This is a genomic window from Sulfobacillus sp. TH-112 (genome assembly GCF_057473405.1).
Map to the genome: position 1 here is coordinate 1 of NZ_JBYCKN010000163.1, position 24,402 is coordinate 24,402.

Below are 24,402 nucleotides of genomic sequence, written 5' to 3' on the forward strand. Positions count from 1 at the left end.
ACAAGGCGCATGATTCCGTGCACGATTGGGGTAAAGTTTTTCAGCCCAAGCTTCAACCCCAATCAGAATGCGGTCTTTAGCACAACGCAAAAAGCTCTCTACATCTCCTGGATCGCAGATAGTTATCGGGTGGAAATCCTCGCTAATCCACCCATATAGGACTGCAATGCCTGAGGAATTCGGACGGACCCGTCCGCCTCTTGATAATTTTCCAAAATGGCTGCAACGGTTCGACCCACGGCTAACGCACTCCCATTAAGTGTATGCACAAATTCTGTTTTCTTGGTCGTCTCGGGGCGATAGCGAATATTGGCCCTCCGCGCCTGAAAGTCTCCCATATGACTGCACGAAGAAATCTCGACATACCGACCGTAACTGGGCATCCACAACTCAATATCATAGGTCTTGGCTTGGGTAAATCCCATATCCCCACCACATAAGAGCACAGTCCGATAGGACAGCCCCAATTGATCTAAAACGTCCTCTGCGGTACGCACCATGGCTTCGAGCGCTGCCTCAGCATCCTCTGGTCGCACAAATTCCACTAACTCCACCTTATCGAACTGATGCTGACGAATAATCCCACGGGTATCACGACCCGCCGCTCCGGCCTCGGCCCGAAATGATGCCGTATACCCGGTGTAGCGAATCGGAAGATCGGGTTCACGCAGAATTTCATCGCGATGAAGATTGGTCAGCGGCACTTCGGCGGTCGGAATTAAATAGTACTCGTGTGGCACGACGTGAAACACATCCTCTTCGAACTTGGGGAATTGACCGGTACCCAGCAGGGATTCTCGATTGACAAGATAGGGCGGTGCCATTTCCACATATCCGCGCGCGCGATTGTGATCGAGCATGAAATTGATCAGGGCACGCGATAGCTGAGCTCCTAGACCTGCAAGGACTGTAAAACGGGATCCCGATATTTTTCTTCCCCGCTCGAAATCCAAAATTCCTAGCTTCTCACCCAGTTCCCAATGCGGGCGAGGTTCAAAGGTAAAGACGGGCACATCACCTTTACGACGAATCTCCACATTATCATCCGCCGACTGCCCTTCGGGCACCTCGGGCGAAGGAGGGTTGGGAATATTTAATACGGTTTCCTGTATTGCGGCATCTAAATCCCTGACGTCCGCTTCCAGTCGTTCAATCTCTTCGCCGACCTCACGCATTTCGACAATGAGGGTCTCGGCGCTCTGTTGCGACTTCTTCCGCCGTGCGACTTCTTCAGAAACACGATTACGTTCGGCCTTTAGTTGCTCCATTGCCGTCAGCGTCTCCCGTCGCTTCTGGTCCATCGCCAATAGCGGGCCAAAATCTATCGTCACACCTTTGATTAGTAGTCGTTTAGCATAGCTCGCGGGATCCTGCCGCACTTTCTTCAGATCGATCATCGATTGTCGTCCTCCATGATGGTGGAATTGAGCTCCTGCTCGATAAGAGCAGGCAAAGACCGTAAGTAGGGCTGATGTGCGACGCCACGATCGGTAATAATCGCACTAATTAGTGTACCCGGAGTGACATCAAAAGCCGGATTATACACAGGGATATCCTCGGGAGCCATTAAAACCCCTTGAATTCGTCGAATTTCATCGCCGTCCCGTTCTTCAATCGGAATATCTGATCCGGTATCAAGATCCGGATCGAGCGTACTCATGGGGGCGGCGACATAGAAAGGAATCTGATGATAGTGGGCTTGCACCGCTAAGCCATAAGTGCCAATCTTATTGGCGGTATCTCCGTTGCGTGCAATGCGGTCGGCACCGACCACTACGGCATTAATTTTGCCTTGCGCCATCAAAGCCGCTGCCATGCTATCGGTGATGAGTGTGGCGGGAATCTCATCCTGCTGAAGTTCCCATGCGGTCAGCCGTGCTCCTTGAAGTAAGGGGCGTGTTTCGTCCACAAAGACCTCTTTGACCAATCCGAGGCGATATCCCTCACGAATTATCCCCAGAGCGGTCCCAACACCTGGCGTCGCGAGCGATCCCGTGTTGCAGTGAGTCAAAATGCGGCTGTGTTCACTCAGCAGTTCCGCGCCGTATCGAGCCAGTTGGTCATTACGCGCTGTTTCCTCAGACAAGAGGTCGTCCGCTACTCGTTTGAGAACTGAAGGAATATTGGCTAAGGCCGTGTTCTGCACCATCCGATAGGCCCGATCCACGGCCCAAGCCAAATTCACAGCGGTCGGCCGGGCGGATTTAATGCGTTCTGCCGCATCACGCAAGTGCTGCTCCATGGGCGCCTCAGATGGTTGCAGCGACTCCAGCCACAAGGCATAACTACCTGCCACCCCAATCGCGGGCGCTCCTCGTACGGCTAGCGCGCGAATCGCCGCAATGACGTCTCCGGCATTGACGCACGACAAATACCGGACGTCAGCGGGCAGCCATCGTTGATCCAACAGATCAATATGATCGGCAAAACGCCTAATTGGTTCCATAAAACTTACGTCCCCCTTCGCGAAAAAACTCGTCCCGTCAGGCTCGGGACGAGTCATCACCCACGGCACCACCCACCTAACCCCGATATCGGAGTGGACCCGCCATCTTGCACTACACCTCGAATGTCATCGTATCAACTGGCGCGCTCACGAAAATTCACCGACCAGCCTACCAATTCCCACTAAGGCCATTTTCGAGAGCTCGTCGATTAAAAATCTATGGGTTGAGTCTATTCACTCCACCTCAATAAGTCAAGACGCGCCGCGTACAGAGGATGCCTGGACTACTTTTTGCACAAAATACTGATGAATCCGAGTATCCGCACTCATTTCTGGATGAAAGGAACTCACTAAATAGGGACCCTGTTCGGCCATGACCACATCCCCTTCATACCAAGCCAGCGGCGTGACATCTGGACCAAGACGCTGGATTTTCGGCGCCCGAATGAAAACGGCGGGAAATGGCTCTTCCCCTAAAGCAGTGATGGATAACGGAACTTCAAATGAGGATACCTGGCGTCCATAGGCATTGCGTGAGGCCTCGATATCTACCAGACCCAATCGAGCAGGAGATAGTCCAACCACGTCCTGCGCGAGCAGAATCAGTCCAGCACAGGTTCCATAAATGGGATAGTCTCCCGTTCGACTACGGTCTCGCAGTGCATCAATTAACCCATACTCCTGCATCAACATGCCAATAGTCGTACTTTCCCCGCCTGGGATGATCAGTCCTTGCGTACTGTCCAGATCGCGGGGCAAACGCACTTCAATCGCGTCCGCCCCTGCCTCACGGGTATGCCGCACGTGTTCACGCACGTCACCTTGAATAGCTAATATTCCAATTTTCATCCTAAATGCCTCGGTCCTGCATCCGATCTTTAGCCTCGAGAGTCGCCATTTCCAATCCTGCCATCGACTCCCCGATGTCCTCGGACTCTTCTGCGATGACTTTCGGATCGTTGTAATGGAGCGTAGCGCGCACGATAGCACGCGCCATCTTGTCCGGATTTTGTGACTTAAAGACTCCCGAACCCACAAAAATCCCATCCGCCCCTAATTGCATCATAAGGGCTGCATCCGCTGGTGTCGCGACACCCCCCGCACTAAAGTTCACCACAGGAAGGCGTCCCAATTCCTTCACCTTTTTGACCAGGTCCAACGGGGCCCGCATCTCTTTGGCGAGATCCGGCAATTCCGATTCCGGGGTAGCGACTACTTGGCGAATTTGCGCATTTACTGCCCTAAGATGACGAACTGCTTCCACCACGTTCCCGGTACCCGGTTCACCTTTGGTCCGAATCATCGCAGCGCCTTCGGCAATTCTTCGCAAGGCCTCCCCAAGGTCTCGTGCACCGCAAACAAAAGGCACATCAAACTTCCACTTGTCGATGTGATATTGATCGTCCGCCGGGGTCAGCACTTCACTTTCATCAATATAATCGACTTCGAGCGCTTCAAGTACCTGAGCCTCCACTAAGTGCCCAATGCGCACTTTCGCCATGACCGGGATAGAGACGGATTCCATGATGCTCTTGACGATCCGGGGATCTGCCATGCGAGCCACTCCGCCCGCTTTGCGAATATCCGCGGGAACTCGCTCTAGTGCCATCACCGCCACCGCCCCAGCCTTTTCCGCGATCACAGCCTGTTCGGGCGTGGTCACGTCCATGATGACTCCGCCTTTCAGCATCTCGGCCAATCCCGACTTTACGTTAAATGTTCCTCGTTGTTGCTCCACTTAATGCGTCTCCCTTCAAACTCCGTAAAATTAGTGTTCTATTCCTCTGCTGTCTCTTCTTCAGCACGCACCAGGGACACCGCACTCACATGGTGATCCTCTTCGAGGCGCATCACTTTGACGCCTTGTGAGGCCCGTCCTTGCTGCGACACAGATTCCACTTCTAAGCGAATAAGAACCCCTTCACTCGAGATTACCATAAACTCTTCCGATCCGTTGACCGGTAAAATTCCAGCCACCGGTCCAGTTTTTTGTGTTAGTCGCATGCCCATTACGCCCTGCCCACCACGTCCGGTTTTACGAAACTGCCGGATTAACGTCCGCTTACCGTAGCCATTTTCGGTGAGCACTAAAAGCTCTCCTTGATCGGAGACCGTCGCCAAGGCGACCACCCTGTCATCCGTCTTGCCCTTCATGCGAATTCCGTTGACTCCATGGGCCGACCGGCCCATCGGACGCACTAAGGTTTCTTCAAAGCGAATCACTTGGCCATAGCGTGTAGCGAGCAAAATATCGCTATCTCCTTGAGTGGGCTCGACGCCAATTAACTCGTCACCTTCATCCAAAGATATAGCAATAATGCCCCCGCCCCGCCAGGTGCTGTAATCCGAGAGCGCGGTGCGCTTAACCACCCCACGCTTGGTGGCAAAGACCCAATAATGGTCAGTCTGCGTGTCGGCCAGCGTTTGCACGGCTGCAATTCGTTCGTCAGCCTCCATGGCGATCAGGTTGGCAATCGACACTCCCTTGGCTTGACGACCCGCCTCAGGGATTTCGTGCACTTTGACCCGATAGATGCGTCCACGATTGGTAAAGAAACACAGGTACGCATGGGTAGAGGCGACAAAGAGATGCGAGATAAAGTCATCATCTCGAACCGTACTGCCGCTAATGCCCCGTCCGCCCCGACGCTGTGGACGATAGACGCTCGGCGAGAGGCGCTTGATATAGCCTCGGTGCGTAATGGTCACCACCATATCTTCTTCGGGAATCAAATCTTCATCCGACATGTCTTTAACGGAGGGGCCAAGCTTAGTCCGGCGTGGATCGCCGTACTTATGAATCATCTCATTTAAGTCATCTTTGATAAGGTTATACACCAACTGCTCATCGGCCAAAATCGCTCGCAATTGCTCGATTAATGCCATCACGTCTTGATATTCGGCTTCAATCTTTTCTCGCTCTAGCGCCGTCAACCGTTGCAAACGCATTTCCAAGATGGCGGTCGATTGCTTTTCCGAAAGCCCGAACCGCGACATTAAGCCTTCTCGAGCGACATCCACAGAGCTTGCCGCTCGAATAATCCGGATCACTTCATCAAGAAATTCTAGAGCAATCCGCAATCCTTCTAGGATATGAGCCCGGGCTTCGGCCTTTTGAAGATCAAACCGTGTTCGTCGCTCAATCACAATCTTGCGGTGGCGAATAAAGTTGTCTAGCATTTCTCGCACCGAGAGAATCATGGGGCGACCGTCTACCAACGCCAAGAGGATCATGCCAAATGTTTGTTGCATCTGGGTGTATTTATACAATTGATTCAAGATGACCTTAGGAACGGCATCGCGCTTCAGTTCAATGACCACCCGAACCCCATCGCGGTCAGATTCATCTCGTAAGTCGGCGATGCCTTCGATGCGACGCTCGTGGACCAAGTCGGCAATTTTTTCGATAAGTCGGGCCTTATTGACTTGATAGGGAATTTCTGAAATCAAAATCCGAGTTCGACCTGAGGTGTTCTCCTCGACTTTCGCGATTCCGCGAATGGTAATAATGCCTCGACCGGTGGCATAGGCTTGACGTATCCCGTCGCGCCCCATAATCATACCGCCGGTGGGAAAGTCCGGTGCCGGCAAAATACCTATCAGTTCCTCAAATGAGGTTTCGGGGTGATCAATAATTCTCACTGCAGCGCGGCAGACTTCGGTTAAATTATGCGGCGGTATATTGGTGGCCATCCCAACCGCAATTCCCGAAGAACCATTAATTAAGAGATTAGGAATCTTTGCTGGCAGCACCGTCGGTTCCGACGTCGTTTCATCAAAGTTTGGTACAAAATCGACCGTATCCTTATCTAAGTCCGCCAACAGTTCCATGGCAATACGAGCCAACCGTACTTCGGTATACCGCATCGCCGCGGGAGAGTCGCCATCCATGGATCCAAAATTCCCGTGGCCATCCACCAGGGGATAACGAATGGAGAAGTCTTGCGCCATTCGAACCATGGCATCATATACCGCGGTGTCCCCATGAGGATGGTAGCGCCCCAGAACTTCTCCCACAATACGAGCCGATTTCTTATATCCTTGCGTAGGGGTGTTACCCAGTTCTTGCATGGCATAGAGAATGCGCCGATGCACCGGTTTAAGACCGTCCCTGACATCGGGCAATGCGCGACTCACAATGACGCTCATCGCATAATCGATGTACGACTTTTTCATCTCATCTTGAATGTCTATGGGCATTACCCGACCAATGTTCGCCATTGAATCCTCCGATTATCCTACGGTATCGAGATTACGCACTTGATGCGCATGTTCTTGAATGAAGTCGCGACGGGACTCCACTTTATCCCCCATAAGCACGGTAAAAATCCAGTCGGCAGCGGCTGCATCCTCCAGCTCTACCCGAAGTAATGTCCGGGTTTCAGGATTCATGGTGGTATCCCATAGCTGGTCGGAATTCATTTCACCGAGCCCTTTGTAGCGCTGAATATTGATATCGTTCCCTCGACCCCATTCTGTCAGTTGCCCCTCTAGTGCAGCATCATCATAGAGATACCGCTCTTGTTTTCCTTTTTTCACCAAATATAAAGGGGGTTGGGCAATATATACATAACCTGCTTCGATTAATGGGGTCATGTGTCGATAGAAAAAGGTTAATAGGAGGGTTCGAATATGGGATCCATCGACGTCAGCATCGGTCATAATCACCACTCGATGGTAGCGCGCCTTTAGAATGTCAAATTCGTCGCCGATACCCGTACCGATTGCCGTAATCATGGCCCGAATTTCTTCGTTGCCAAGAATTTTATCCATGCGGGCTCGCTCCACATTGAGGATTTTTCCTCTAAGCGGCAAGATGGCTTGAAACTGACGATCGCGACCTTGCTTCGCAGACCCACCTGCCGAGTCACCCTCGACCAGGTATACCTCGGATTCGGACGGATCCTTACTCGAACAATCGGTAAGTTTGCCTGGGAGTGCTGAGGATTCCAACACATTTTTACGACGAGTGAGTTCGCGAGCCTTTCGTGCGGCTTCTCGCGCACGAGCCGCTTGAATAGATTTTTCGAGAATGCGTTTGGCAATACTGGGATTCTCTTCGTAGAAGGTGGCCAATCCTTCAGCAATAATCCCTTCGGTGACGCCACGCACTTCGGAATTGCCCAATTTTGTTTTGGTTTGGCCCTCAAACTGCGGCTCCGGTAACTTGACCGACAAAATCACGGTCAATCCTTCCCGTACATCATCTCCGGATAAGTTTTGATCCGCATCTTTCAACAGTCCGAGCCGCCGAGCATAGTCGTTGCAGACGCGCGTTAAGGCCGCCTTGAAACCCGCCTCATGAGATCCGCCTTCTAGCGTGCGAATGGTATTGGCAAATGTAAACAACGTTTCAGTGTAACTGTCATTGTATTGGATGGCGGCTTCTACCATGATGCCATCCTTTTCTCCCGAAATAGAGATGGGCTTGGCATTGACCACTTCACGATTCAGATTCAAATATTCCACAAAGGAGGCCACGCCTCCCGTGTAGTGATAGCGTACTTCCCGTCCCGTTGCCTCATCAGTGAGGGATAGTAAGACTTCGGAGTTAAGAAAGGCCTGTTCGCGTAGACGAGTGGACAAGACTTCAAAAGAGAAATGCACATCCTCGAAAATTTCAGCATCAGGACGGAATATTACTTCAAAGCCAGTCTCCTGGGTGGTGTCAATCTGAGTGAGCGCATCAAGTGGCTTTCCCTTTTCATAGTGCTGTACGAAGAGACCACCGCCAAATCGGCTATAGGCGGTCAATTCTGACGATAGTGCGTTAACGACCGACAGACCCACACCATGAAGACCTCCGGAGACCTTATATCCTCCTCCACCAAACTTACCGCCGGCATGCAACATGGTAAGCACCACCTCGAGAGTGGGAATACCCACTTTCGGATGCAGTCCTGTCGGAACGCCGCGTCCGTTATCGCGTACCCCCACCTTGCCATCGGCATAGAGGGTGACCTGAATTCGGTCACAAACACCGGCTAACGCTTCATCAATGGAGTTGTCCACAATTTCATAGACAAGGTGATGGAGTCCTTTGGTGCTGGTCGAACCAATATACATACCTGGGCGCTTTCGCACCGCTTCAAGACCTTCGAGGACTTGAATTTGACTTTCGTTGTACTCGGGACTCTCTTTGCCCGCCATTAATGGGGATCCCCCTTAAACGTACGAATAAGACCCGCGCGGGTCCGGTTTCCTAAGTATACCATAGGATTCTGGGTCTATTCGAGTTCTACCAGACCTCGCTGCGACCGCTTCATAAGGGTAATCGTAGAGATCGTGGAGAAGTACAAAAATTCTTCGGTGAGAATCACCGATTTCGCGTCGATTGAATCACCCCGAAGACGGCCTTCGCTGCGCATCTGTTGTACATGATAGCGAAATTCTGGTGAGGATTCTATTAATGTGAGTCGAAAAATCCCAATGATCGCCGCATAGGGGACGAGCCAATCTTGTCCGATGTGTAAATACACAGTGTGTCTTTTCCCCCAGTTATGACTCGTCTCGTGTACTTTCTAATTCGCAGACCACACATAACGGATAGCCGTCCAAGGTCGGTGCCCAACATCGACGACATGGCGAGAATCCGCGTGTAAGCCAATCTCTCGATGCTAGCTCATATTTTTCCTTCACACTGGCTAATAATACATGCAAATCGGTCTCCGTCAATTGGCGAGAGGTATCGTGGTAATACGGTGAAAATTTGGATCGCTCAGGCTGTGCTATGCTGGAAGGCCGATCAGTTCGTACCCGGGTGCGGATATCGCGCACCTTGATTTCTGGATGTGTTTCGGAAATATTTTTGAGAATGAGGGGTTTGAGCAGCGACAGTTGCTGTGCCCATACGGAGGTAGGCACTGCCACGATTAGGGTATTATCAGAGGTCAGAGTGATAATCCCAGAATGCTCATAGAGGACGTCGCCAGCGACTTCTTTCCATAGCAATTTCAAAAGACTAATCCATTCAGCACGCCGCCATCCATGACGCTCAACGAGCGAACTCAAAATACTGCCTAATCGGTCTTGGCGAGATTCCATGGAACCACGCTCCCCTCCTTAATCCCCACAATTAAAGGATCCAACAAACGGAAATTTCTGGGTTCGGTATCTGTGACTAAGGTTTGTTGATTTGGTTGCGATACCGCTTTAAGGATGGCTGAACGGCGCACATCATCGAGCTCGGACAACACATCATCCAAGAGGATAACAGGACGTAATCCTGTTTCACGAAAGAGCCATTCATAGGTGGCCAATTTAATAGAGAGCGCTACTGTTCGCAGTTGACCTTGAGACGCAAATAGCGTCGTGTCCATTTCGTTGATAAAGATCAAGACATCGTCGCGGTGGGGCCCGACCAGAGACACTTGTCGCTGACGTTCCTCTTGTATCCTGTGTCGAATGATCGCGGCGTAGTGGTCTTCCGACTGCACCTGTTCTGCAGCCCCCCCTTGTTTAAGAGTTAATGAGAGGGTTTCCTGCGGGGCAATGGTATGGTGAATGGCAACGATCTGGGGTTGCAATGCCGTTAGTACCTCTTGGCGGCGCTGCCAGAGATGCCATCCCTCACGCACCATAATGGGCGTGAAATCATCTACGACAGACTGATAGCTAGCCTCTTTCAACGCACGATTGCGTTGCAGCAACACTCGCTGATAGGACCGCAAGGATCGTTGATAGCGAGAGTCATGAGATCCCAGCAATAAATCTAAAAACCGACGGCGGCGGGCGGGCGAGCCTTTGGCCAGGTAGACATCATCGGGCGAAAACATCACCGTAGGCACAATGGGCCCCTGATGAACTTTACGCATCGGAAGTTGTGGCACGCGGTGGTGCCATTGTTGAGATCGCTCCGAGAGCGTCCCGGTTGCACGAAGGGACGCCCATTCCTGCCCTTTTTGAATCACCTCTCGTTCGTTCGCGGTTCGATAATCCTGTCCTTGCAGCAATAAATAGACGGACTCCAATAAATTGGTTTTCCCTTGACCGTTTTGTCCCACAATCAAAGTCAATTGCGGAGATACGGTGAGTTCTATGTGTGATAGGTTACGGAATTGTACAATGTCCAGTGTTTCGATAGCCATTTACACTAGTTGTCTCAGTGGTAACACTACGTGGCTGTACTGAGAGTTCGCGCTGTCACGCATGCGTAATGGCGACTGAATGCCCGAAAATTCCAGTATGGCCTCTTCACCCTCAAATGATTTCAATGCGTCGAGTAGATAAATCGGGTTAAACAAGAGGTCAAGTTGCTGGCCATGGCTATCAAAATCCACCGATTCGAATGTCTGTCCATACTCCTGGGCGGAGGCCGAAATGTCCAATTGACCCACCTCATGATGGATGCGCACGGAGCTTGCTCGATCACGCGCAGCCATAAGGTTGGCCCGCTCTAAGGCTCCCCGCAAATCGGAGACTCGCATGCGCCCCTGAACGACAAATTCTTGAGGTATCACACGTTGGTATTCGGGATACTGCCCATCGAGGAGGCGAGAAATGATAATGGTGTCACCAGATGCGATGCGCAGGAGATTTTCGGCTAAGGTAAGTTGCGCGTCCTGACCCTGGGTCATTCTAGCTGCTTCTCCCAGAACTTTCCCAGGAATTACACACTCAAGCGTTCCTCCGCGATATTCGGGTACCGCGACCCAAGTATGTGACAGGCGACTACCATCAGTGGTGGCAAATACGAGGCGCCCTGAATCCAGTTTCAGCGACACGCCTCGTAAGATCGGGCGGGTTTCATCTTTGGCACAAGCAAAGAGAAGTTGGCGACTTAGCTGTCCAAAGATGCCATCGCCGATGGTGACAGACTCTAAGGGTCCCTCGAGCTCTGGAAAGTCCGGGAGACGCTCGTGGCCGAAGCTATGCAAGGTGGCACGGTTTTTTCCGTACTTTACCACGGCCTTCCCTTGAGCGTCTTCGGTAGAAATCTCTAGGGTCGCCGTAGGCAAGCGCTGGATGAGCTCGGTTAACAGTTGCGCTGGTAAAACCATTGTTCCGGGTTCTTGCACTTCTACGGCAATTTTAGTTTCAAGAACAGTAAAAAGATCGGTAGCACTCAGGGTGAGATGATTGTCGTGAGCATCCATTTGTATTCCGGCAAGAACCGCCATGTTGTTTTGGGGCATAATCACGCGAGATACAAAACTTAAAGCTTTGGCTAGTTGATCTTGGGTGGCGAAAAAACGCACGTTGATGCACTCCTTTGCTGGTGAAAAATGAATGATTGGTCGAATCTATAATGTTATTGACTTATTTAGTTATTATAATCGTCGTCATAATAAGACCTGGGGATATGAGGATAACCCCCGCAATCTCTTCTGTTTCTTCATGATCCGACAAGAACAACTTTGGGATAAGTATCCTCGCTATCCCCAGTCATATGTTCCTCTCATGAGAGTCCGTGGATTATGTGAATAAGTAGTAGCCTCATCCACACATTTTGTCGAAAGTACCCACAGGGTTATGCACCTAACGTGATTGTATCTTTTTAATCAGCGTTTGAATGGTTTGGTTCAGTTGCGGATCAGTGGATCGATCGCTACGCACTTTGTCGCAGGCGTGCATGACGGTGGTATGGTCTCGTCCTCCAAACTCGTCACCAATTTTGGGCAAACTGGCATCGGTCAGTTCGCGAGCAATATACATCGCCACCTGTCGGGGATGCGCGACCGCTTTAGTTCGCTTTTTGGCCTTGAACTCATCGACACGTAAATCATAATGTCGGGCGACCTCTTCTTGAATTAGACGAATGGTGATCGGTTTTTGTCGCGCTTCTGGAATAACGTCTTTCAGGGCTTCGTAGGCGAGCTCACTGGTGAGTGATTGCCGGGTAATGGATCCATAGGCCATCACGCGGATGAGAGCGCCTTCTAATTCTCGAATGTTGGTGTCAAACTCGGATGCAATGAATTGAATCACTTCGTCGGGAACAGACAATTTTTCGATTTGAGCCTTCTTCGATAAAATGGCCATCCGAGTTTCAAGGTCCGGTGCTTGAATGTCTGTGATCAGTCCCCACTCAAAACGCGACCGTAGTCGCTCTTCCAGTGTAGGAATATCTTTGGGAGGACTGTCACTGGAGATGACAATTTGCTTATCAGCACCGTGTAGGGCTTCAAAGGTGTGAAAAAATTCTTCTTGAGTGCGCTCTTTACCGGCGACGAATTGAATATCATCAATGAGTAGTACATCAATATTGCGATATCGGTTGCGGAAGGGCCCCATCTTGTTTTCCTGAATAGCGTTTATGAGTTCGTTCGTAAAATTCTCAGACGAGACATAAAGTACCCGTGAGGGTGGTGTTTGCTTTAAAATAGTATGGCCGATGGCATGCATCAAGTGAGTTTTTCCTAATCCCACACCACCATATAGAAATAGCGGATTATAGGCGCGCGCTGGCATCTCCGCCACCGCTAACGAGGCAGCGTGAGCGAAACGATTCGAGGTTCCGACAACGAAGGCATCAAAGGTATATTTTGGATTCAACCGTGTTTGTTGTTCGGATGCTTTCGGTTGCATGTTGGTGTTTTTCGCTAACGAGACAGCTTTGTCGGGGTCGTTGCGGGGTTTTTCCGGCGTGACCACAATGCGCACATCTAAAGTTCGCCCAAACGACTTGCGAACCATGTCACGCAGCAAATCGGTATACCGAGACGCAATCAACTCGCGTGTGAATTCGGTCGGTACTTCTAGAATTAAGAGACGATCTTCGATGGAAGTGGGGATGACCGATCGTACCCACGTTTCGAAGCTCGGCGTGGACAGTTCTTGTTTCAAACGATCCACAACATCAGCCCACAAAGAGTCAAGGCTATCATCGATCATACTACTCTTCCCCCTGGGTACTATACACAAGACATCCACAAGATTATCCACAACTTGTTGATATCTATTGTAAAAACAATGATTCCTCCGGCGAGCGGAGGCTTGGCCCTTATGATAACAGATTGGTGAAAGGGGTACAATTCAATTAAGGGGTGCAATTTTGAGGCGTATTTCCCGTATGCGAAGGACATAGATTAAGAGCGAGAGTCGGTGCGAGTTCTTGACCCAAAGGGGATAGGTCGATATAATGAAGAGCGATTTGCCTAGTGTCAGGAGGTGACCTAGCATGAAACGAACCTATCAACCGAATCGACGCCATCGGCACAAAGTGCACGGATTTCGTCAGCGGATGAGCACACGCGCTGGCCGTGCGGTATTGAAGCGGCGTCGACAGAAGGGCCGCAAGCGGATTGCGGTGTAATTATCGTGAACTATGTGCGGCTTAAACGGCGCGCCGATTTTGGACAGGTATTTAAGCGTGGCAAGACATACGGGGACCGATATCTGGTCCTTTTCGTGTTAAATTCTCACGGTCGTGTTGGAACTCGAGTGGGCTTTACAAGTCAGCGTAATCTTGGGTCCGCGGTAAAAAGGAATCGAGTGCGTCGTCGCTTGAGGGCTCTTTATCGACAATATGCTATAGGCGACGGATCGTGTGGTGATATTGTCATTTTGGGCAAGAGGCCAGTATTGGATGCGTCGTGGAAAGAACTGCAACAATCCATGCGGCGGGTATTGCGTCAGGCAGGCTGTATCGAATAAAGGGAAAAGTGATGAAGCGGGTTGTTTTGGGGCTAATACGGGTGTACCAGCGGTATGTGTCTCCGATGACACCACCATCGTGCCGGTATATACCGACTTGTTCTCAATATGCGATTGAGTCGGTAACGAAATATGGGGCTTTTAAGGGTTCATGGCTGGCGATTAAGCGCATCAGCCGTTGCCATCCTTTTCACGAGGGTGGGTATGATCCGGTGCCATAAAGCACCGCGAGGAGGATGTTATGGGAGAAATATGGCATGGATTTACCCATTTAATTACCGCGATATTTGTGGTGTTCTATGGATGGACCGGTAATTATGTCTTCGCCATTATTTTGTTGACGCTTTTGGTGCGACTGGTGTTGTTGCCGTTAGGTATTACCCAGGCGCGCTCCATGCAAAAGATGGCGAGGCTGGCACCGAGGCAACGGGAACTGCAGAAGCAGCACAAAGGCAATCCTCAGACCTTGAACCAAGAGATTTCGAAGCTCTATAAAGAAGAAGGGGTCAATCCTGCATCGGGCTGCTTGCCGCTATTGTTGCAGATTCCGGTGATGTACGGATTGTTTGATGTTTTGCGCTCCTTTAAGTATCAGCCAGGTGGTGGATTGTGGGTTTGGCAAAATCTTGGGAAGCCCGATCACACGTTTATTCTCCCTATTTTAGTTGCCGTTAGCACCTATTTGATGCAGCGCCAAACCATGCAGATGACGCCTTCGCAACCTGGCATGGAGTCAAGTCAGAAAATGATGCTATACATGATGCCGCTGGTGTTCGGATATGTGGCGTATCGCTTTCCGGCTGGACTATCGATTTATTATGTGATTTCCAATTTGTTCCAGTGGGGACAAACGGTGTTGTTGCTTAAGCGGCCTGTCAACGGGGCGTCAGGAACGGCTCCGGCAACACAGAAGTAAGTCGCGTAGAACCGCGCCTGGGCGCGGTTTTTTTGTTTCTTGGGGGTGGTTTGGGAATGCTAGAATGCCCGATGCGGGTGGATTTTTTCCATCGTACGGATAATCAGTGAAAGTGGGAGGTGTATGAGGTGGACAACGTACAAGACTATGATACGACTTTACGAGAGGAGTATGGTCTTCATGATGTGGAGATCGAGAAACTAAAGCTCTTTGTGGATGCGGTGTTGAAGGCCCCAATGAACCTGACAGCATGGTCGCGTGAAGAGGTGTGGCAACGAGGCGTTATGGATTCGTTGGCGTTAATAGGCGGCATGCCTCAGGAGGAGGTCATCCGGGGATTGGATATCGGGAGTGGAGCCGGGTTTCCTGGCGTTGTACTGGCGGTGATGCAACCGCAGTGCCAATGGGTGCTGCTCGAGGCTCGTGAGCGTCGGGGAGATTTTTTAGGTGAGTTGGCGCAAAAGCTCGATCTTTTGAATGTGCGCGTGGTGATTGATCGCGGTGAACGGTGGATTCGCGAGGAGAACGTACCTCGGGAAGAATTTGATTGCGTGACCATGCGAGCGGTGGCCAGTACCCGTATTTCGGTGGAGTTGGGGTTGCCGTACCTAAAAATTGGTGGACGGCTGCTGTTAGTGAAGGGGCCGCATGGTCGCGACGAGGTGAAGGGCGAGAGCGACTTCATTGAAATTTTAGGGGGTGAGGTGAACACCTTTTTACAAGGGCGAGTGCAGAATGGTGAGGGCGATTGGGATCAGATTGCGGTGATCGAGAAGGTGGCGGTGTGTCCTGAGCGGTTTCCACGAAAGGGTAATCAGTTGGGTCGCTAAGTGCCATATGGAAAAGTGGGCGGGATAAAGTGTGAAATCTAGTGAGGAAATAAGTTTGCGGGACATTGCAAAAAACGAAGAGGTTTTTTGAGTGAGAACGAGAACTGTAATAGGGATATTGTGCCTTATGGGTGAGAGCGGCATCGCCTGGCACGTCCCATCGGCCTAGCGCTCCGTATCGTATACAACAAATTGAAAAAGACGTTAAATATGAGTGACGTGTTTTCGGTAGATGGACAGCCTTTCCTTTTGGGTGGGACGGCTCCAGACATTAGGAGGGATGAGAGTGGGACGCGTCATTGCAGTCGCCAATCAAAAAGGCGGTGTGGGGAAAACCACTACGGTCATTAATTTGGCTGCTTATTTGGCCGACTCAGGAAAGCGCGTGTTGGCCATTGACGTGGACCCGCAAGGGAACACCACCACGGGGTTGGGCATCGATAAGAGTCATGTGGACATCTCCATTTATGACGTACTCTTAGGTGACGAGCCGTTGATGGAAGCTTTGGTGCCTACTGAAGTGGTGGGACTTCACTTGCTGCCGGCGACGATGGACTTGGCTGGGGCGGAGGTAGAGCTGTCACAAATGGAGGGTCGTGAAACCCTGCTTTCTGCGCATGTTGCTCGCATCCGTGATCGCTATGACTTCATTTTTATTGATTGCCCTCCATCGTTAGGACTTTTAACCATTAATGCGTTGACGGCAGCTGATGCGGTGATGATTCCGATGCAATGCGAGTTTTTTGCGCTTGAGGGGTTAAGCCAATTATTGTCCACGGTGGAATTAGTGAAAAGTCGCTTGAATGGTCGATTGGTTTTGGAAGGAGTGCTGCTGACGATGTATGATGCCCGCACAAACTTAGCGGCTCAGGTGGCGGAGGAAGTTCGCAAGCATTTTCACCAACAGGTCTATCAAGCGGTGATTCCGCGCACGGTGCGGCTTAGCGAAGCCCCAAGTCATGGGCAGCCCATCCTGCACTACGATCCGAAATCACGCGGGGCTGAAGGGTATCAGAAACTAGCGCAGGAGGTGTTGGCACATGGCTAAGGCGCGAGGGTTGGGGCGAGGACTCTCGTCATTGATTCCCGAACGAGTGGAGGTGGATGGGAGGGACACGAGTGATGGTGGGGTGTCGCTGATTGAATTGTCGGCTATCGCACCGAATCCTTATCAGCCCCGCCGCCACTTTCGTGATGAAGAGTTGGAAGAATTGGCAGCATCGATTCGAGTCCACGGAGTGATCCAACCAGTTTTGGTACGGAAGGCCTCGGAAGGCTATCAGTTGATTGCTGGGGAGCGACGAGTACGCGCGTCGAAATTGGCGGGTCGCGAGACGATTCCGGCCCTAGTCAGACCGTTCTCAGATCAGGAAGCGGTTGAGTTAGCGCTAGTCGAGAATCTGCAACGCAGTGATCTGAATCCTTTGGAAGAGAGCTTAGCGTACAATCGATTGATTGAGGAGTTTCACTGGACGCAGGAGGAAATTGGAGCGCGGGTCAATAAGTCGCGTAGCCACATAGCCAATTACCTGCGGTTGCTGCAATTGGAGAGCGTGATTCAGGAGATGGTGGCTGAGCAGTCGTTAACGGTAGCTCATGCGAAACTGTTGTTGTCGATCACGGAACCTCGGCGGGTGCCATTGGCGGAGCGTTGTGTAGAGGAAGGATGGACCGTAAGGCAATTAGAAGTGGCCATCAAACGGGGAGAGGCGCCAGTGACCGAGCCGCCTAAGCCAGACGTTCATTTGAGAAGTGTGGAAGCGGGTTTGCGGCGACGGTTTGGTACCAAGGTGACGCTTCGAGGGGATAGTCACAAGGGCAGGATTGAGATACCCTATCGCAATCTGGATGAATTGGAACGGCTTTTGGGGATTTTGGAGCAAGATTCGGTTGGTGGGTCTGGAGATTTTGTGGTGTAGTGTTCCTTGAGGAACATTGCTGAGGAACTGTAGGAAAGGAGCCCCAAACGCCGATGGGTCACTTACTTGGGGCTGGTGTGAACGCGCTAGGGATTGTGCTGGGATCGGGAGTGGGGCTCTTTTGGGGGAAGCGTTTTACCGACGAGTTCCGACGACAAGCGATGCGTGTCATGGGGTTGGCAGTATTGGTGAGTGGGTTAAAAATGGCGCTTCCGCTATCAGATCCGATCAATGTGTTGATATCCCTCGTGGTCGGGGCGTACCTGGGTTCGTTGTTCAAAATTAGTGATCACCTAGAACGTTTTGGGCTATGGGTGGAGAGTAAATCCCAGGGCGGAGCGTTTATGCAGGCGTTTCTTTCCGCGTCGCTCATCTTCAATGTGGGGGCTCTCGCGATTGTGGGGTCACTGCAAGCGGGGTTGAATGCTCGCCCAACCATCCTAGAAACTAAGGCTGTCTTAGATGGCGTGACCGCACTTCTCCTGACGTCGAGCGTGGGCTGGGGAGTGATTATCGCGGCTCCTGTGACTTTTCTTTACGAGGGCGTTTTGACGGTTCTTGCTGGATTTTTGCGGACGATCCTTGTTGCCCCGCTGCTCAGTGACTTAAGCATCGTAGGTGGTGTGTTGATCGCCGCCATCGGAATAAATTTCCTATCTGAAAAAACCGTAATAAATATTGCAAACCTTCTCCCAGCACTACTTCTTACGGTTATACTAGGTTGGTTAAAACTACATGGTGTGACGTTTGTGTAAAATTTTTGGGGGGGTTCGTGTGTGAGTTTGCCGACCACAGATTTAGTATATGGCGCGTTGGGAATCGCAATATTAGGCGTGGTATTCGGAATTATGGGAATGTCGTCGGCCGCACAAGTTAGGCGACGCTACTTGAAGGCCTTTGGTGAGGACAAGCCTGAAAATGTCGAGCAGTTGGTGGCATCGTTGCATGAGCGATTGGATTCCTCCCTAGACCATATTTCGGGTTTCGACCATCGCATGGAAGCGCTAGAAGTCAAATCCACCCAGGCCCTCAATCGGGTGGGAATGGTGCGATTTAATCCTTTCATGGACACCGGAGCTGATTTGTCGTTTTCCATGGCGGTATTAAATGACCATGGTGACGGAGTGGTCATGACAAGTCTGTGGGGCCGCGAGGAAGTTCGACTTTATGCCAAACCTATGGAAAAGTTAGAAAGCCGTTATCCATTGAGTCAAGAGGAAAAGCAAGCCATTGACATTGCAGCGAATGCTCGCCACGCGGTCAGTGTAAACACTAAAGGTTAAGGCTCGCGCGTAGAGCCTCCGTGATCGCCGATGTCATTTCCATCACAACGGACAGCCGCGTGTTCTGTAGTACGTAGTAGTCCATGAATCCCCCGATATTCACCGTTCCGGTGACATGATATAGTCCGACGCTGGGCAGGTCCTTTTGCACACCTGCCCCGGGCCTAATGCCCCCCCGACCGATGGCGATTAATCCTACTTCGTTCGGTTGACCCAATGATGCATCGATAGCTAGCACGCGCCCGGTGCTGAGGGTTGGGTGTTGGCGGAGCAATGCCGCCAAATTACTGGCGTGTACCGGTTGCTTGAGGGTTCCGTAGACAACATATTTGCGCCGGTTCACGGAGGCCATGCGGCTACCCACTAAGGGGCCTAACGAATCTCCCGTCGCACGATCGGTGCCAATGCACAATAGGGCTTCAGGGGCACCGGAAATCTGCCACAATTTCTTGAACCCGCTCGTGAGTTGTTCGTGCAAACCCGATTGGGATAACAGCACTCGAACGGTATCGTAAGATGCTTTGATGTCTGACTTTGGATCCTTCGGCGACATACCCATTTCCCTTCTGTTGCACGCGCGGTTCATGAAATCATCTGCTACGATTAAATTTTATGCCTATTTCCGTTCCTCGTCGATATAGTGTACGAGATAGGGGGATGGGCATGAAAACATCTTGGCTGGCTGCTGCACTGACTTATGTGGGCGCGGTCGTTGGAGCGGGATTTGCCAGTGGTCAGGAGGTATATCAGTTCTTCGGCCGCTACGGTAGCTCTGGCTTGGTTGGGATACTATTCGCAGGGGCACTTTTCGCATTAATGGGATTTCTGGCACTGGAGCGTGGACGTCGCTCCCCTACAGAGACTCTCAGCCAATTTCTTCATCGCACGTATCCCGCTCCAGTGGTACGGTTCATCGCCACCGTGGTGATGATATTTCTCTTAGTGGGCCTCGGGGTGGTCTCAGCCGGCGGGGGGGCTGCTCTCGGAAAGATTTTTGGTTGGCCCGTGCTGGTGGGGGCTTTTCTGACTACCCTGGTGGTCATTATGGTGGTTACCTTGGGAACTCGCGGTGTGCTGCGTGCTAACGTCGTGCTGGTACCGTACTTGATTGCATTGGTGGTCTTGGTTGGGATTTTGTCGTGGCGTCATCCCGCGGTAGCCGTAACGGTTTCTGGACCGAGATTGGGATGGGCTTTGTCAGCTCTTCTCTATCTGTCGTATAATATATTTACGGGAATCGTCGTGCTATTAGCCCTTGGTAGACACATGCGTAGTACTCAGCAGAGTGCTCTCGCAGCGGCGGCCGGTGCCGTGATTCTGTCGGGGCGTGCTGTGGTTGAGCATCACGCACTCGCTCGTTTGACGTCTATCGGAGATTTGCCATTAGTGGACCTGGCGTATCGTCTGCACTCGGTATGGGGGCGCCTATATGCGGTAAGTCTATGGGTCGCACTTTTTACAACCGGGATCGCGGAAGCATACGCATTAGTGGAACAGCTCAATCGGAAAGTGCTCTTAGTCGTGGCGCTGACTCCACTGGTGGGATTGATGGGATTCCAGCGGCTAGTGGCCGGTCTTTATCCGATTATGGGTATTGTGGCTGTGATATTATGGTTGCCACTCATATATCAACCGAAACGTCAGGCCCCAGGAGGATAACCGCGATTGGCACAGTGGGACGAGCAAGGCCAACAGTTGTTGAATCAAGGATCGCAGGCGTGGGAGCAAGGCAATCGCTTAGAGGCCGAGCGTCTGTTCAATCAATTGGTTGAAGACTATCCTGAACGCCCTGAAGGGTATAACAAGGTAGGGGTTATTCTGGCGCAAACCGGCCAGCTGGAGCAAGCGGAAAAGTACTTTTTACGGGCCATCGCACAGGATCGTATGCATGCCCCTGCGTTGACGAACTTGGGCAATATTTATCTGGAGCGTGGGGAGACGGAGCAGGCGATTCAACACTATTTGTTGGCTCTTCAAAGTGATCCCGAATATCCACCAGCGCATCGTAATTTAGGGGTGGCTTATCGGCGCCAAGGAAAATACTCGGCTTTCGTATCGCATTTTAAACGCTCCCAAAAGTTGGACAGTCGGCGGTCCCGAGAAGAATTGCGTAAAAACCGTCCACAATTACCGAAGGGCGGTCACATGGTCCAACCGCCGCCGTATCTATGGTGGATTATTGCAGGAGTGGGTGTTGTGATTATTTTGACGGTGTTTCATCGATGAGAAGTACTGTGGTGCGGACCCCCGGGTGGCTAAAGATTATCGGCACAATCATGATCATTGTTTTGCCTTTGTTGGTGGTGTCTCGTCTTGGGCCATTCATTCATTCCAATGCATCACCCGTGGGATACGCGCTCCTATTCCTTGTGGTCGGGGCGGCGGCTCAATTGGGTCTGGTGTTGCGCTGGTGGGGTAGACTAAATGTAGTTCGCCTGCTTTTTGACATGGGTCTAGTGGTGGTCGGCGGGGTGTTAGTATGGGCGGTATCCTATGTTGCGTATCAGCGTGGGGGAGGCTTAGTGGACCCGGCCTTAGTCGCGGTCATAATGGCATACCTGGTAGCCATTTGGTCAGGGCAACACCCGTCGTAAGGGGGAGAGACCGACAGTATGGATTGGATTGATATCGGCCTAGTAGGGTACCTTGTGATGGGCGTATTTTATGGCTTGCGGCGTGGGTTGGTTTGGGTAGGATTTAGTTTGCTGGGTTATATCGCGGGAGTTCTGATTGCTGATCATGTGGCCAAGCCCGTGACGAACATGGTCGTAGCCGCGGCCCCGGTCCGAGGATGGTTGGACCGTTACATCCCCTCGGTGGCAGCTCACGTGCCGGGAGCTCGCCTGGACGCTTGGAACCTGGCCGAGGGCCTAATCAGTCTTCTTATTTTCCTGATCATTGTCGGTGCCGCTGAGTTTGTGGGGCGGACCGTTGGTGCGGTGGCGAGCCGCGGGGTCAGTGTGTTTCGTATGACAGCGCTTATTAACCGTGTCGGTGGTGTCATCGCGGGATTGGTGGAACACGGCGTCGTCGCCGGACTGATTTTGACACTGGCGCTGGGGATCCCTGCACTAGCCCATTCGCCGATCAGTGCCGCCTTGCGCCGCGCGCCACTGGCCGGCACCCTAATTGATATTTTTAAACATGTCGTGCGGCTACCCGGCGGGAAGTATCTATGATCTCGCTGCTAGCGCATGCACCATGGCTGGACAAAGCTATCAAGGTTGCGGTGATTTTTGTGGCAGCCACCGTTGTAGTGCGTGCAGGGCGAAAAGTCATTGGTCGACTCGAAGGGGTACGCGCCGATGCCGAGCCATCTCGGGTCGCTCGGCGTGCGACCTTGGTCCGGCTCACCAGCTCGGTTTTGCGCTACGTGGTCGACTTCCTTGCCATCGTGATGGCTCTCGATGTGGTAGGCATTTCGACCACATCGCTCTTGGCGGGTGCGGGGATTTTGGGCTTAGCGATTGGCTTTGGAGCGCAGGGGCTCGTTCAGGATGTCGTGACGGGGCTATTTATTTTATATGAAGACCAATACGCTGTAGGGGATCATATCAGTTTGCCCGGCCTCACCTTATCTGGGACGGTCTTGGAACTGGGCATTCGTATCACACGACTTTCGGGTAGTAATGGCGACGAGACCATCATTCCCAACAGGCTGGTGCTCGAGGTGCAAAACCTCACGCGCGGAACGCCATCCGTCTCGGTGGTGGTGCCAGTGGTGTCTGGATTTGACCCAGAGGTCGCCCGTCGCACCCTCGAGGAGTTAGTTTCGGAACTTGAACATCAGGTCAAGGGGCTTCAACTCAAAGGGGTGTCGGACATTCAGTCAGGGGCGGTTAGTTGGGAGCTTAGCGCTCCGGCGACGGCCATCACGGCATCACAAGTGGGCTACCAGATACGGGAGGGCATTGCGAGGGCCATTTACGAGAACCACATACCCCTGGCGGGAGGAGTACAGGAGATTCAGTGGACAAACCAAAATACCAATTAGAAGACCGTGTTGAGCTAAAAAAGCCGCATCCCTGCGGTAGCCGCGAGTGGCAAATCTGGCGTACCGGGATAGATTTTGGGCTAAAATGTCTCGGATGCGGCCACCGCGTCATGATTCCCCGCAAGGAATTTGAGCGTGCGGTGCGTCGGCATTATCCGAAGGCGACGGATCGCGATAACGAATCCGTATAAGATGTTCCTTGAGGAACATCGGTTTTCTGAAAAAGTGTCCTCAGCGACATTTTTCATCCCATTTGGACGCGTTGCCGACCATCGGATTCGATTTGGCTGAAAAGTACGGACTTCCACTAGACGGTGCTGCTCGTAAACCGCACGAGATGCTGCGCGCCTCCCGAAAGATCCCGACCGGAGGTGCAAGGAATGCGCTCTCTCTTGCACGGCTAAGTCCGCAAGGGTGACTCGGCCGACCCCCTAAAAGATCCAAGACCCCCCTGGCTAAACCGCCATCAATGCCGCTTAAAAAGAGGGGCCCTCCTTTCTTTGCTGCCCGGTCGTTCCGCATTGCTTTCGTGTCATGGCGCCTGATCGCTTCACCAAGAGACATTTAAGTTTATTGGCGGCGCGTCTGCTATGCTGCCATGACCGCTGATTGCGCTTGCCTAAAAGACCTGATATACTGATCCCGTTTGGGTATATTCCCACACCACCCTGCTCTACTGCCATGTAGAGCCCCCTATCAATAGGGAGTCCGTGGAGGAGGTGAAAGATTTGGCTCAATATGAGCTCATGTACATTTTAACCCCTGATTTGTCTGAAGAAGCGCAGCAAGCGGCATTTGATAAGGTTCAGCAGATTGTTCAAAACGCTGGTGGCGAAGTCAGTAAGACTGATAAATGGGGACGTCGCAAACTGTCCTACGAGATCAAAGACCATTCCGAGGGTTTCTATGTTCTGGTTAATTTCAGTGGCGAAGGCACCATTTCAAATGAAATCACCCGCTTATTGAATATCAATGAAGAGATCCTGAGGTCGATTGTCATCCGCTTGGATGACTAAAGGGAAAGGACGAAGTTATGTTAAACCGTATAGTCTTAATCGGTCGACTGACTAGAGATCCAGAGATGCGCTATACACCACAAGGTGTTCCCGTTGCCTCGTTCTCGTTAGCTGTTGACCGGCCCTTCCAAAACCAGCAGGGACAGCGAGAGGCGGATTTTATCGATTGCGTGGCTTGGCGCAAATTAGGCGAGACCGTGGGCAATCACCTGACAAAAGGCCGTCTAGTGGCTGTGGAAGGACGCCTACAAATAAGGAGTTATGAGGCTCAGGACGGGTCTAAGCGCCGAGTGGCAGAGGTTATATGCGATAGTGTACGGTTTCTCGATCGACCTCGTGATGGCCAGGGTGCGCCAGATACGGGATTCGGGGGAGACGAGCCGGAGTTGCCGGATGACCTTCC

General features: G+C 51.8%; 29 protein-coding genes. 17 read left to right on the plus strand and 12 right to left on the minus strand.

The features are described from left to right. Positions 1–122: 122 nt before the first annotated feature. The 11 genes from serS to dnaA all read right to left on the minus strand — a co-directional run bounded on the left by serS (position 123) and on the right by dnaA (position 13,279). A complete protein-coding gene (gene serS / locus ACOJWD_RS11315) occupies positions 123–1,397 on the minus strand; it encodes a serine--tRNA ligase (protein ID WP_486993338.1) in 1,275 nt (424 codons plus the stop codon). Further along, entirely contained in the window at positions 1,394–2,446 is a 1,053-nt protein-coding gene (gene mtnA / locus ACOJWD_RS11320; RefSeq protein ID WP_486993339.1) for an S-methyl-5-thioribose-1-phosphate isomerase, read from the minus strand. Before mtnA ends, serS begins: the two co-directional genes overlap by 4 nt. A 252-nt stretch (positions 2,447–2,698) precedes the next feature. Further along, a complete protein-coding gene (pdxT, locus tag ACOJWD_RS11325) occupies positions 2,699–3,295 on the minus strand; it encodes a pyridoxal 5'-phosphate synthase glutaminase subunit PdxT (protein WP_486993340.1) in 597 nt (198 codons plus the stop codon). 1 nt (position 3,296) lies between these two features. Then, positions 3,297–4,184, minus strand: a complete 888-nt coding sequence (pdxS, locus tag ACOJWD_RS11330) for a pyridoxal 5'-phosphate synthase lyase subunit PdxS (protein ID WP_486993341.1) — start codon at positions 4,182–4,184, stop codon at positions 3,297–3,299. A 38-nt stretch (positions 4,185–4,222) separates the two neighbouring features. Beyond that, entirely contained in the window at positions 4,223–6,667 is a 2,445-nt protein-coding gene (gyrA, locus tag ACOJWD_RS11335) for a DNA gyrase subunit A (RefSeq protein ID WP_486993342.1), read from the minus strand. A 12-nt stretch (positions 6,668–6,679) separates the two neighbouring features. Next, complete coding sequence (gyrB, locus tag ACOJWD_RS11340; protein ID WP_486993343.1) at positions 6,680–8,596, minus strand: DNA topoisomerase (ATP-hydrolyzing) subunit B; 1,917 nt, start codon at positions 8,594–8,596, stop codon at positions 6,680–6,682. Positions 8,597–8,673: 77 nt separating this feature from the next. Further along, positions 8,674–8,925 (minus strand): extracellular matrix regulator RemB, encoded by a 252-nt coding sequence (gene remB / locus ACOJWD_RS11345; RefSeq protein WP_486993344.1) that lies wholly within the window; start codon positions 8,923–8,925, stop codon positions 8,674–8,676. A 19-nt stretch (positions 8,926–8,944) separates the two neighbouring features. After that, on the minus strand, positions 8,945–9,490 hold the full coding sequence (locus tag ACOJWD_RS11350) for a DciA family protein (protein WP_486993345.1): 546 nt from the start codon (positions 9,488–9,490) through the stop codon (positions 8,945–8,947). Beyond that, positions 9,466–10,533 (minus strand): DNA replication/repair protein RecF, encoded by a 1,068-nt coding sequence (gene recF, locus ACOJWD_RS11355; protein ID WP_486993346.1) that lies wholly within the window; start codon positions 10,531–10,533, stop codon positions 9,466–9,468. The genes ACOJWD_RS11350 and recF overlap by 25 nt, the downstream gene beginning before the upstream one ends. Continuing rightward, complete coding sequence (dnaN, locus tag ACOJWD_RS11360) at positions 10,534–11,643, minus strand: DNA polymerase III subunit beta (RefSeq protein WP_486993347.1); 1,110 nt, start codon at positions 11,641–11,643, stop codon at positions 10,534–10,536. A gap of 280 nt (positions 11,644–11,923) precedes the next feature. Further along, the gene (dnaA, locus tag ACOJWD_RS11365) at positions 11,924–13,279 is read right to left on the minus strand and encodes a chromosomal replication initiator protein DnaA (RefSeq protein ID WP_486993348.1); all 1,356 of its coding nucleotides are present in this window, start codon (positions 13,277–13,279) and stop codon (positions 11,924–11,926) included. Positions 13,280–13,565: 286 nt separating this feature from the next. Between dnaA and rpmH the strand changes: the two genes are divergently transcribed. From rpmH to ACOJWD_RS11410, 9 genes are all read left to right on the plus strand, one after another. After that, positions 13,566–13,700, plus strand: a complete 135-nt coding sequence (rpmH, locus tag ACOJWD_RS11370) for a 50S ribosomal protein L34 (protein ID WP_486993349.1) — start codon at positions 13,566–13,568, stop codon at positions 13,698–13,700. 5 nt (positions 13,701–13,705) lie between these two features. Further along, positions 13,706–14,041, plus strand: coding sequence for a ribonuclease P protein component (gene rnpA, locus ACOJWD_RS11375; RefSeq protein ID WP_486993350.1), 336 nt, complete (start codon positions 13,706–13,708; stop codon positions 14,039–14,041). Between the two features lie 8 nt (positions 14,042–14,049). After that, on the plus strand, positions 14,050–14,262 hold the full coding sequence (gene yidD, locus ACOJWD_RS11380) for a membrane protein insertion efficiency factor YidD (protein ID WP_486993351.1): 213 nt from the start codon (positions 14,050–14,052) through the stop codon (positions 14,260–14,262). A 20-nt stretch (positions 14,263–14,282) separates the two neighbouring features. Beyond that, positions 14,283–14,957, plus strand: a complete 675-nt coding sequence (locus ACOJWD_RS11385; protein WP_486993352.1) for a YidC/Oxa1 family membrane protein insertase — start codon at positions 14,283–14,285, stop codon at positions 14,955–14,957. A gap of 128 nt (positions 14,958–15,085) precedes the next feature. Next, complete coding sequence (gene rsmG / locus ACOJWD_RS11390) at positions 15,086–15,787, plus strand: 16S rRNA (guanine(527)-N(7))-methyltransferase RsmG (RefSeq protein WP_486993353.1); 702 nt, start codon at positions 15,086–15,088, stop codon at positions 15,785–15,787. Positions 15,788–16,073: 286 nt separating this feature from the next. Continuing rightward, positions 16,074–16,835, plus strand: coding sequence for a ParA family protein (locus ACOJWD_RS11395; RefSeq protein ID WP_486993354.1), 762 nt, complete (start codon positions 16,074–16,076; stop codon positions 16,833–16,835). Next, on the plus strand, positions 16,828–17,706 hold the full coding sequence (locus tag ACOJWD_RS11400; RefSeq protein WP_486993355.1) for a ParB/RepB/Spo0J family partition protein: 879 nt from the start codon (positions 16,828–16,830) through the stop codon (positions 17,704–17,706). The genes ACOJWD_RS11395 and ACOJWD_RS11400 overlap by 8 nt, the downstream gene beginning before the upstream one ends. Before the next feature lie 53 nt (positions 17,707–17,759). Further along, complete coding sequence (locus ACOJWD_RS11405; RefSeq protein WP_486993356.1) at positions 17,760–18,461, plus strand: DUF554 domain-containing protein; 702 nt, start codon at positions 17,760–17,762, stop codon at positions 18,459–18,461. Positions 18,462–18,482: 21 nt separating this feature from the next. Beyond that, positions 18,483–18,989: a DUF4446 family protein gene (locus ACOJWD_RS11410; protein ID WP_486993357.1), complete on the plus strand. Its 507-nt coding sequence runs from the start codon at positions 18,483–18,485 to the stop codon at positions 18,987–18,989. Here ACOJWD_RS11410 and yyaC read toward each other — a convergent pair. Next, positions 18,979–19,542: a spore protease YyaC gene (gene yyaC, locus ACOJWD_RS11415; protein ID WP_486993358.1), complete on the minus strand. Its 564-nt coding sequence runs from the start codon at positions 19,540–19,542 to the stop codon at positions 18,979–18,981. The two genes, ACOJWD_RS11410 and yyaC, sit on opposite strands and share 11 nt — an antisense overlap. A gap of 110 nt (positions 19,543–19,652) precedes the next feature. On the opposite strand from yyaC, the gene ACOJWD_RS11420 reads away from it, so the two are divergent. The 8 genes from ACOJWD_RS11420 to ACOJWD_RS11455 form a co-directional block, all read left to right on the plus strand. After that, positions 19,653–20,648 carry a YkvI family membrane protein gene (locus ACOJWD_RS11420; protein ID WP_486993359.1) on the plus strand — a complete coding sequence of 332 codons (996 nt, stop codon included), beginning with the start codon at positions 19,653–19,655 and terminating at the stop codon, positions 20,646–20,648. A 6-nt stretch (positions 20,649–20,654) separates the two neighbouring features. Further along, positions 20,655–21,215: a tetratricopeptide repeat protein gene (locus ACOJWD_RS11425; RefSeq protein ID WP_486993360.1), complete on the plus strand. Its 561-nt coding sequence runs from the start codon at positions 20,655–20,657 to the stop codon at positions 21,213–21,215. Beyond that, positions 21,212–21,583, plus strand: a complete 372-nt coding sequence (locus ACOJWD_RS11430) for a hypothetical protein (protein ID WP_486993361.1) — start codon at positions 21,212–21,214, stop codon at positions 21,581–21,583. The genes ACOJWD_RS11425 and ACOJWD_RS11430 overlap by 4 nt, the downstream gene beginning before the upstream one ends. An 18-nt stretch (positions 21,584–21,601) precedes the next feature. After that, positions 21,602–22,168 (plus strand): CvpA family protein, encoded by a 567-nt coding sequence (locus ACOJWD_RS11435; RefSeq protein ID WP_486993362.1) that lies wholly within the window; start codon positions 21,602–21,604, stop codon positions 22,166–22,168. Beyond that, positions 22,165–22,983 (plus strand): mechanosensitive ion channel family protein, encoded by an 819-nt coding sequence (locus tag ACOJWD_RS11440; RefSeq protein WP_486993363.1) that lies wholly within the window; start codon positions 22,165–22,167, stop codon positions 22,981–22,983. Before ACOJWD_RS11435 ends, ACOJWD_RS11440 begins: the two co-directional genes overlap by 4 nt. After that, entirely contained in the window at positions 22,959–23,174 is a 216-nt protein-coding gene (locus ACOJWD_RS11445; RefSeq protein ID WP_486993364.1) for a DUF951 domain-containing protein, read from the plus strand. Before ACOJWD_RS11440 ends, ACOJWD_RS11445 begins: the two co-directional genes overlap by 25 nt. A gap of 528 nt (positions 23,175–23,702) precedes the next feature. After that, positions 23,703–23,999 carry a 30S ribosomal protein S6 gene (gene rpsF, locus ACOJWD_RS11450; protein WP_486993365.1) on the plus strand — a complete coding sequence of 99 codons (297 nt, stop codon included), beginning with the start codon at positions 23,703–23,705 and terminating at the stop codon, positions 23,997–23,999. Between the two features lie 17 nt (positions 24,000–24,016). Then, positions 24,017–24,402 (plus strand): single-stranded DNA-binding protein (locus ACOJWD_RS11455; RefSeq protein ID WP_486993366.1); only part of this gene is annotated, 386 nt, incomplete at its 3' end.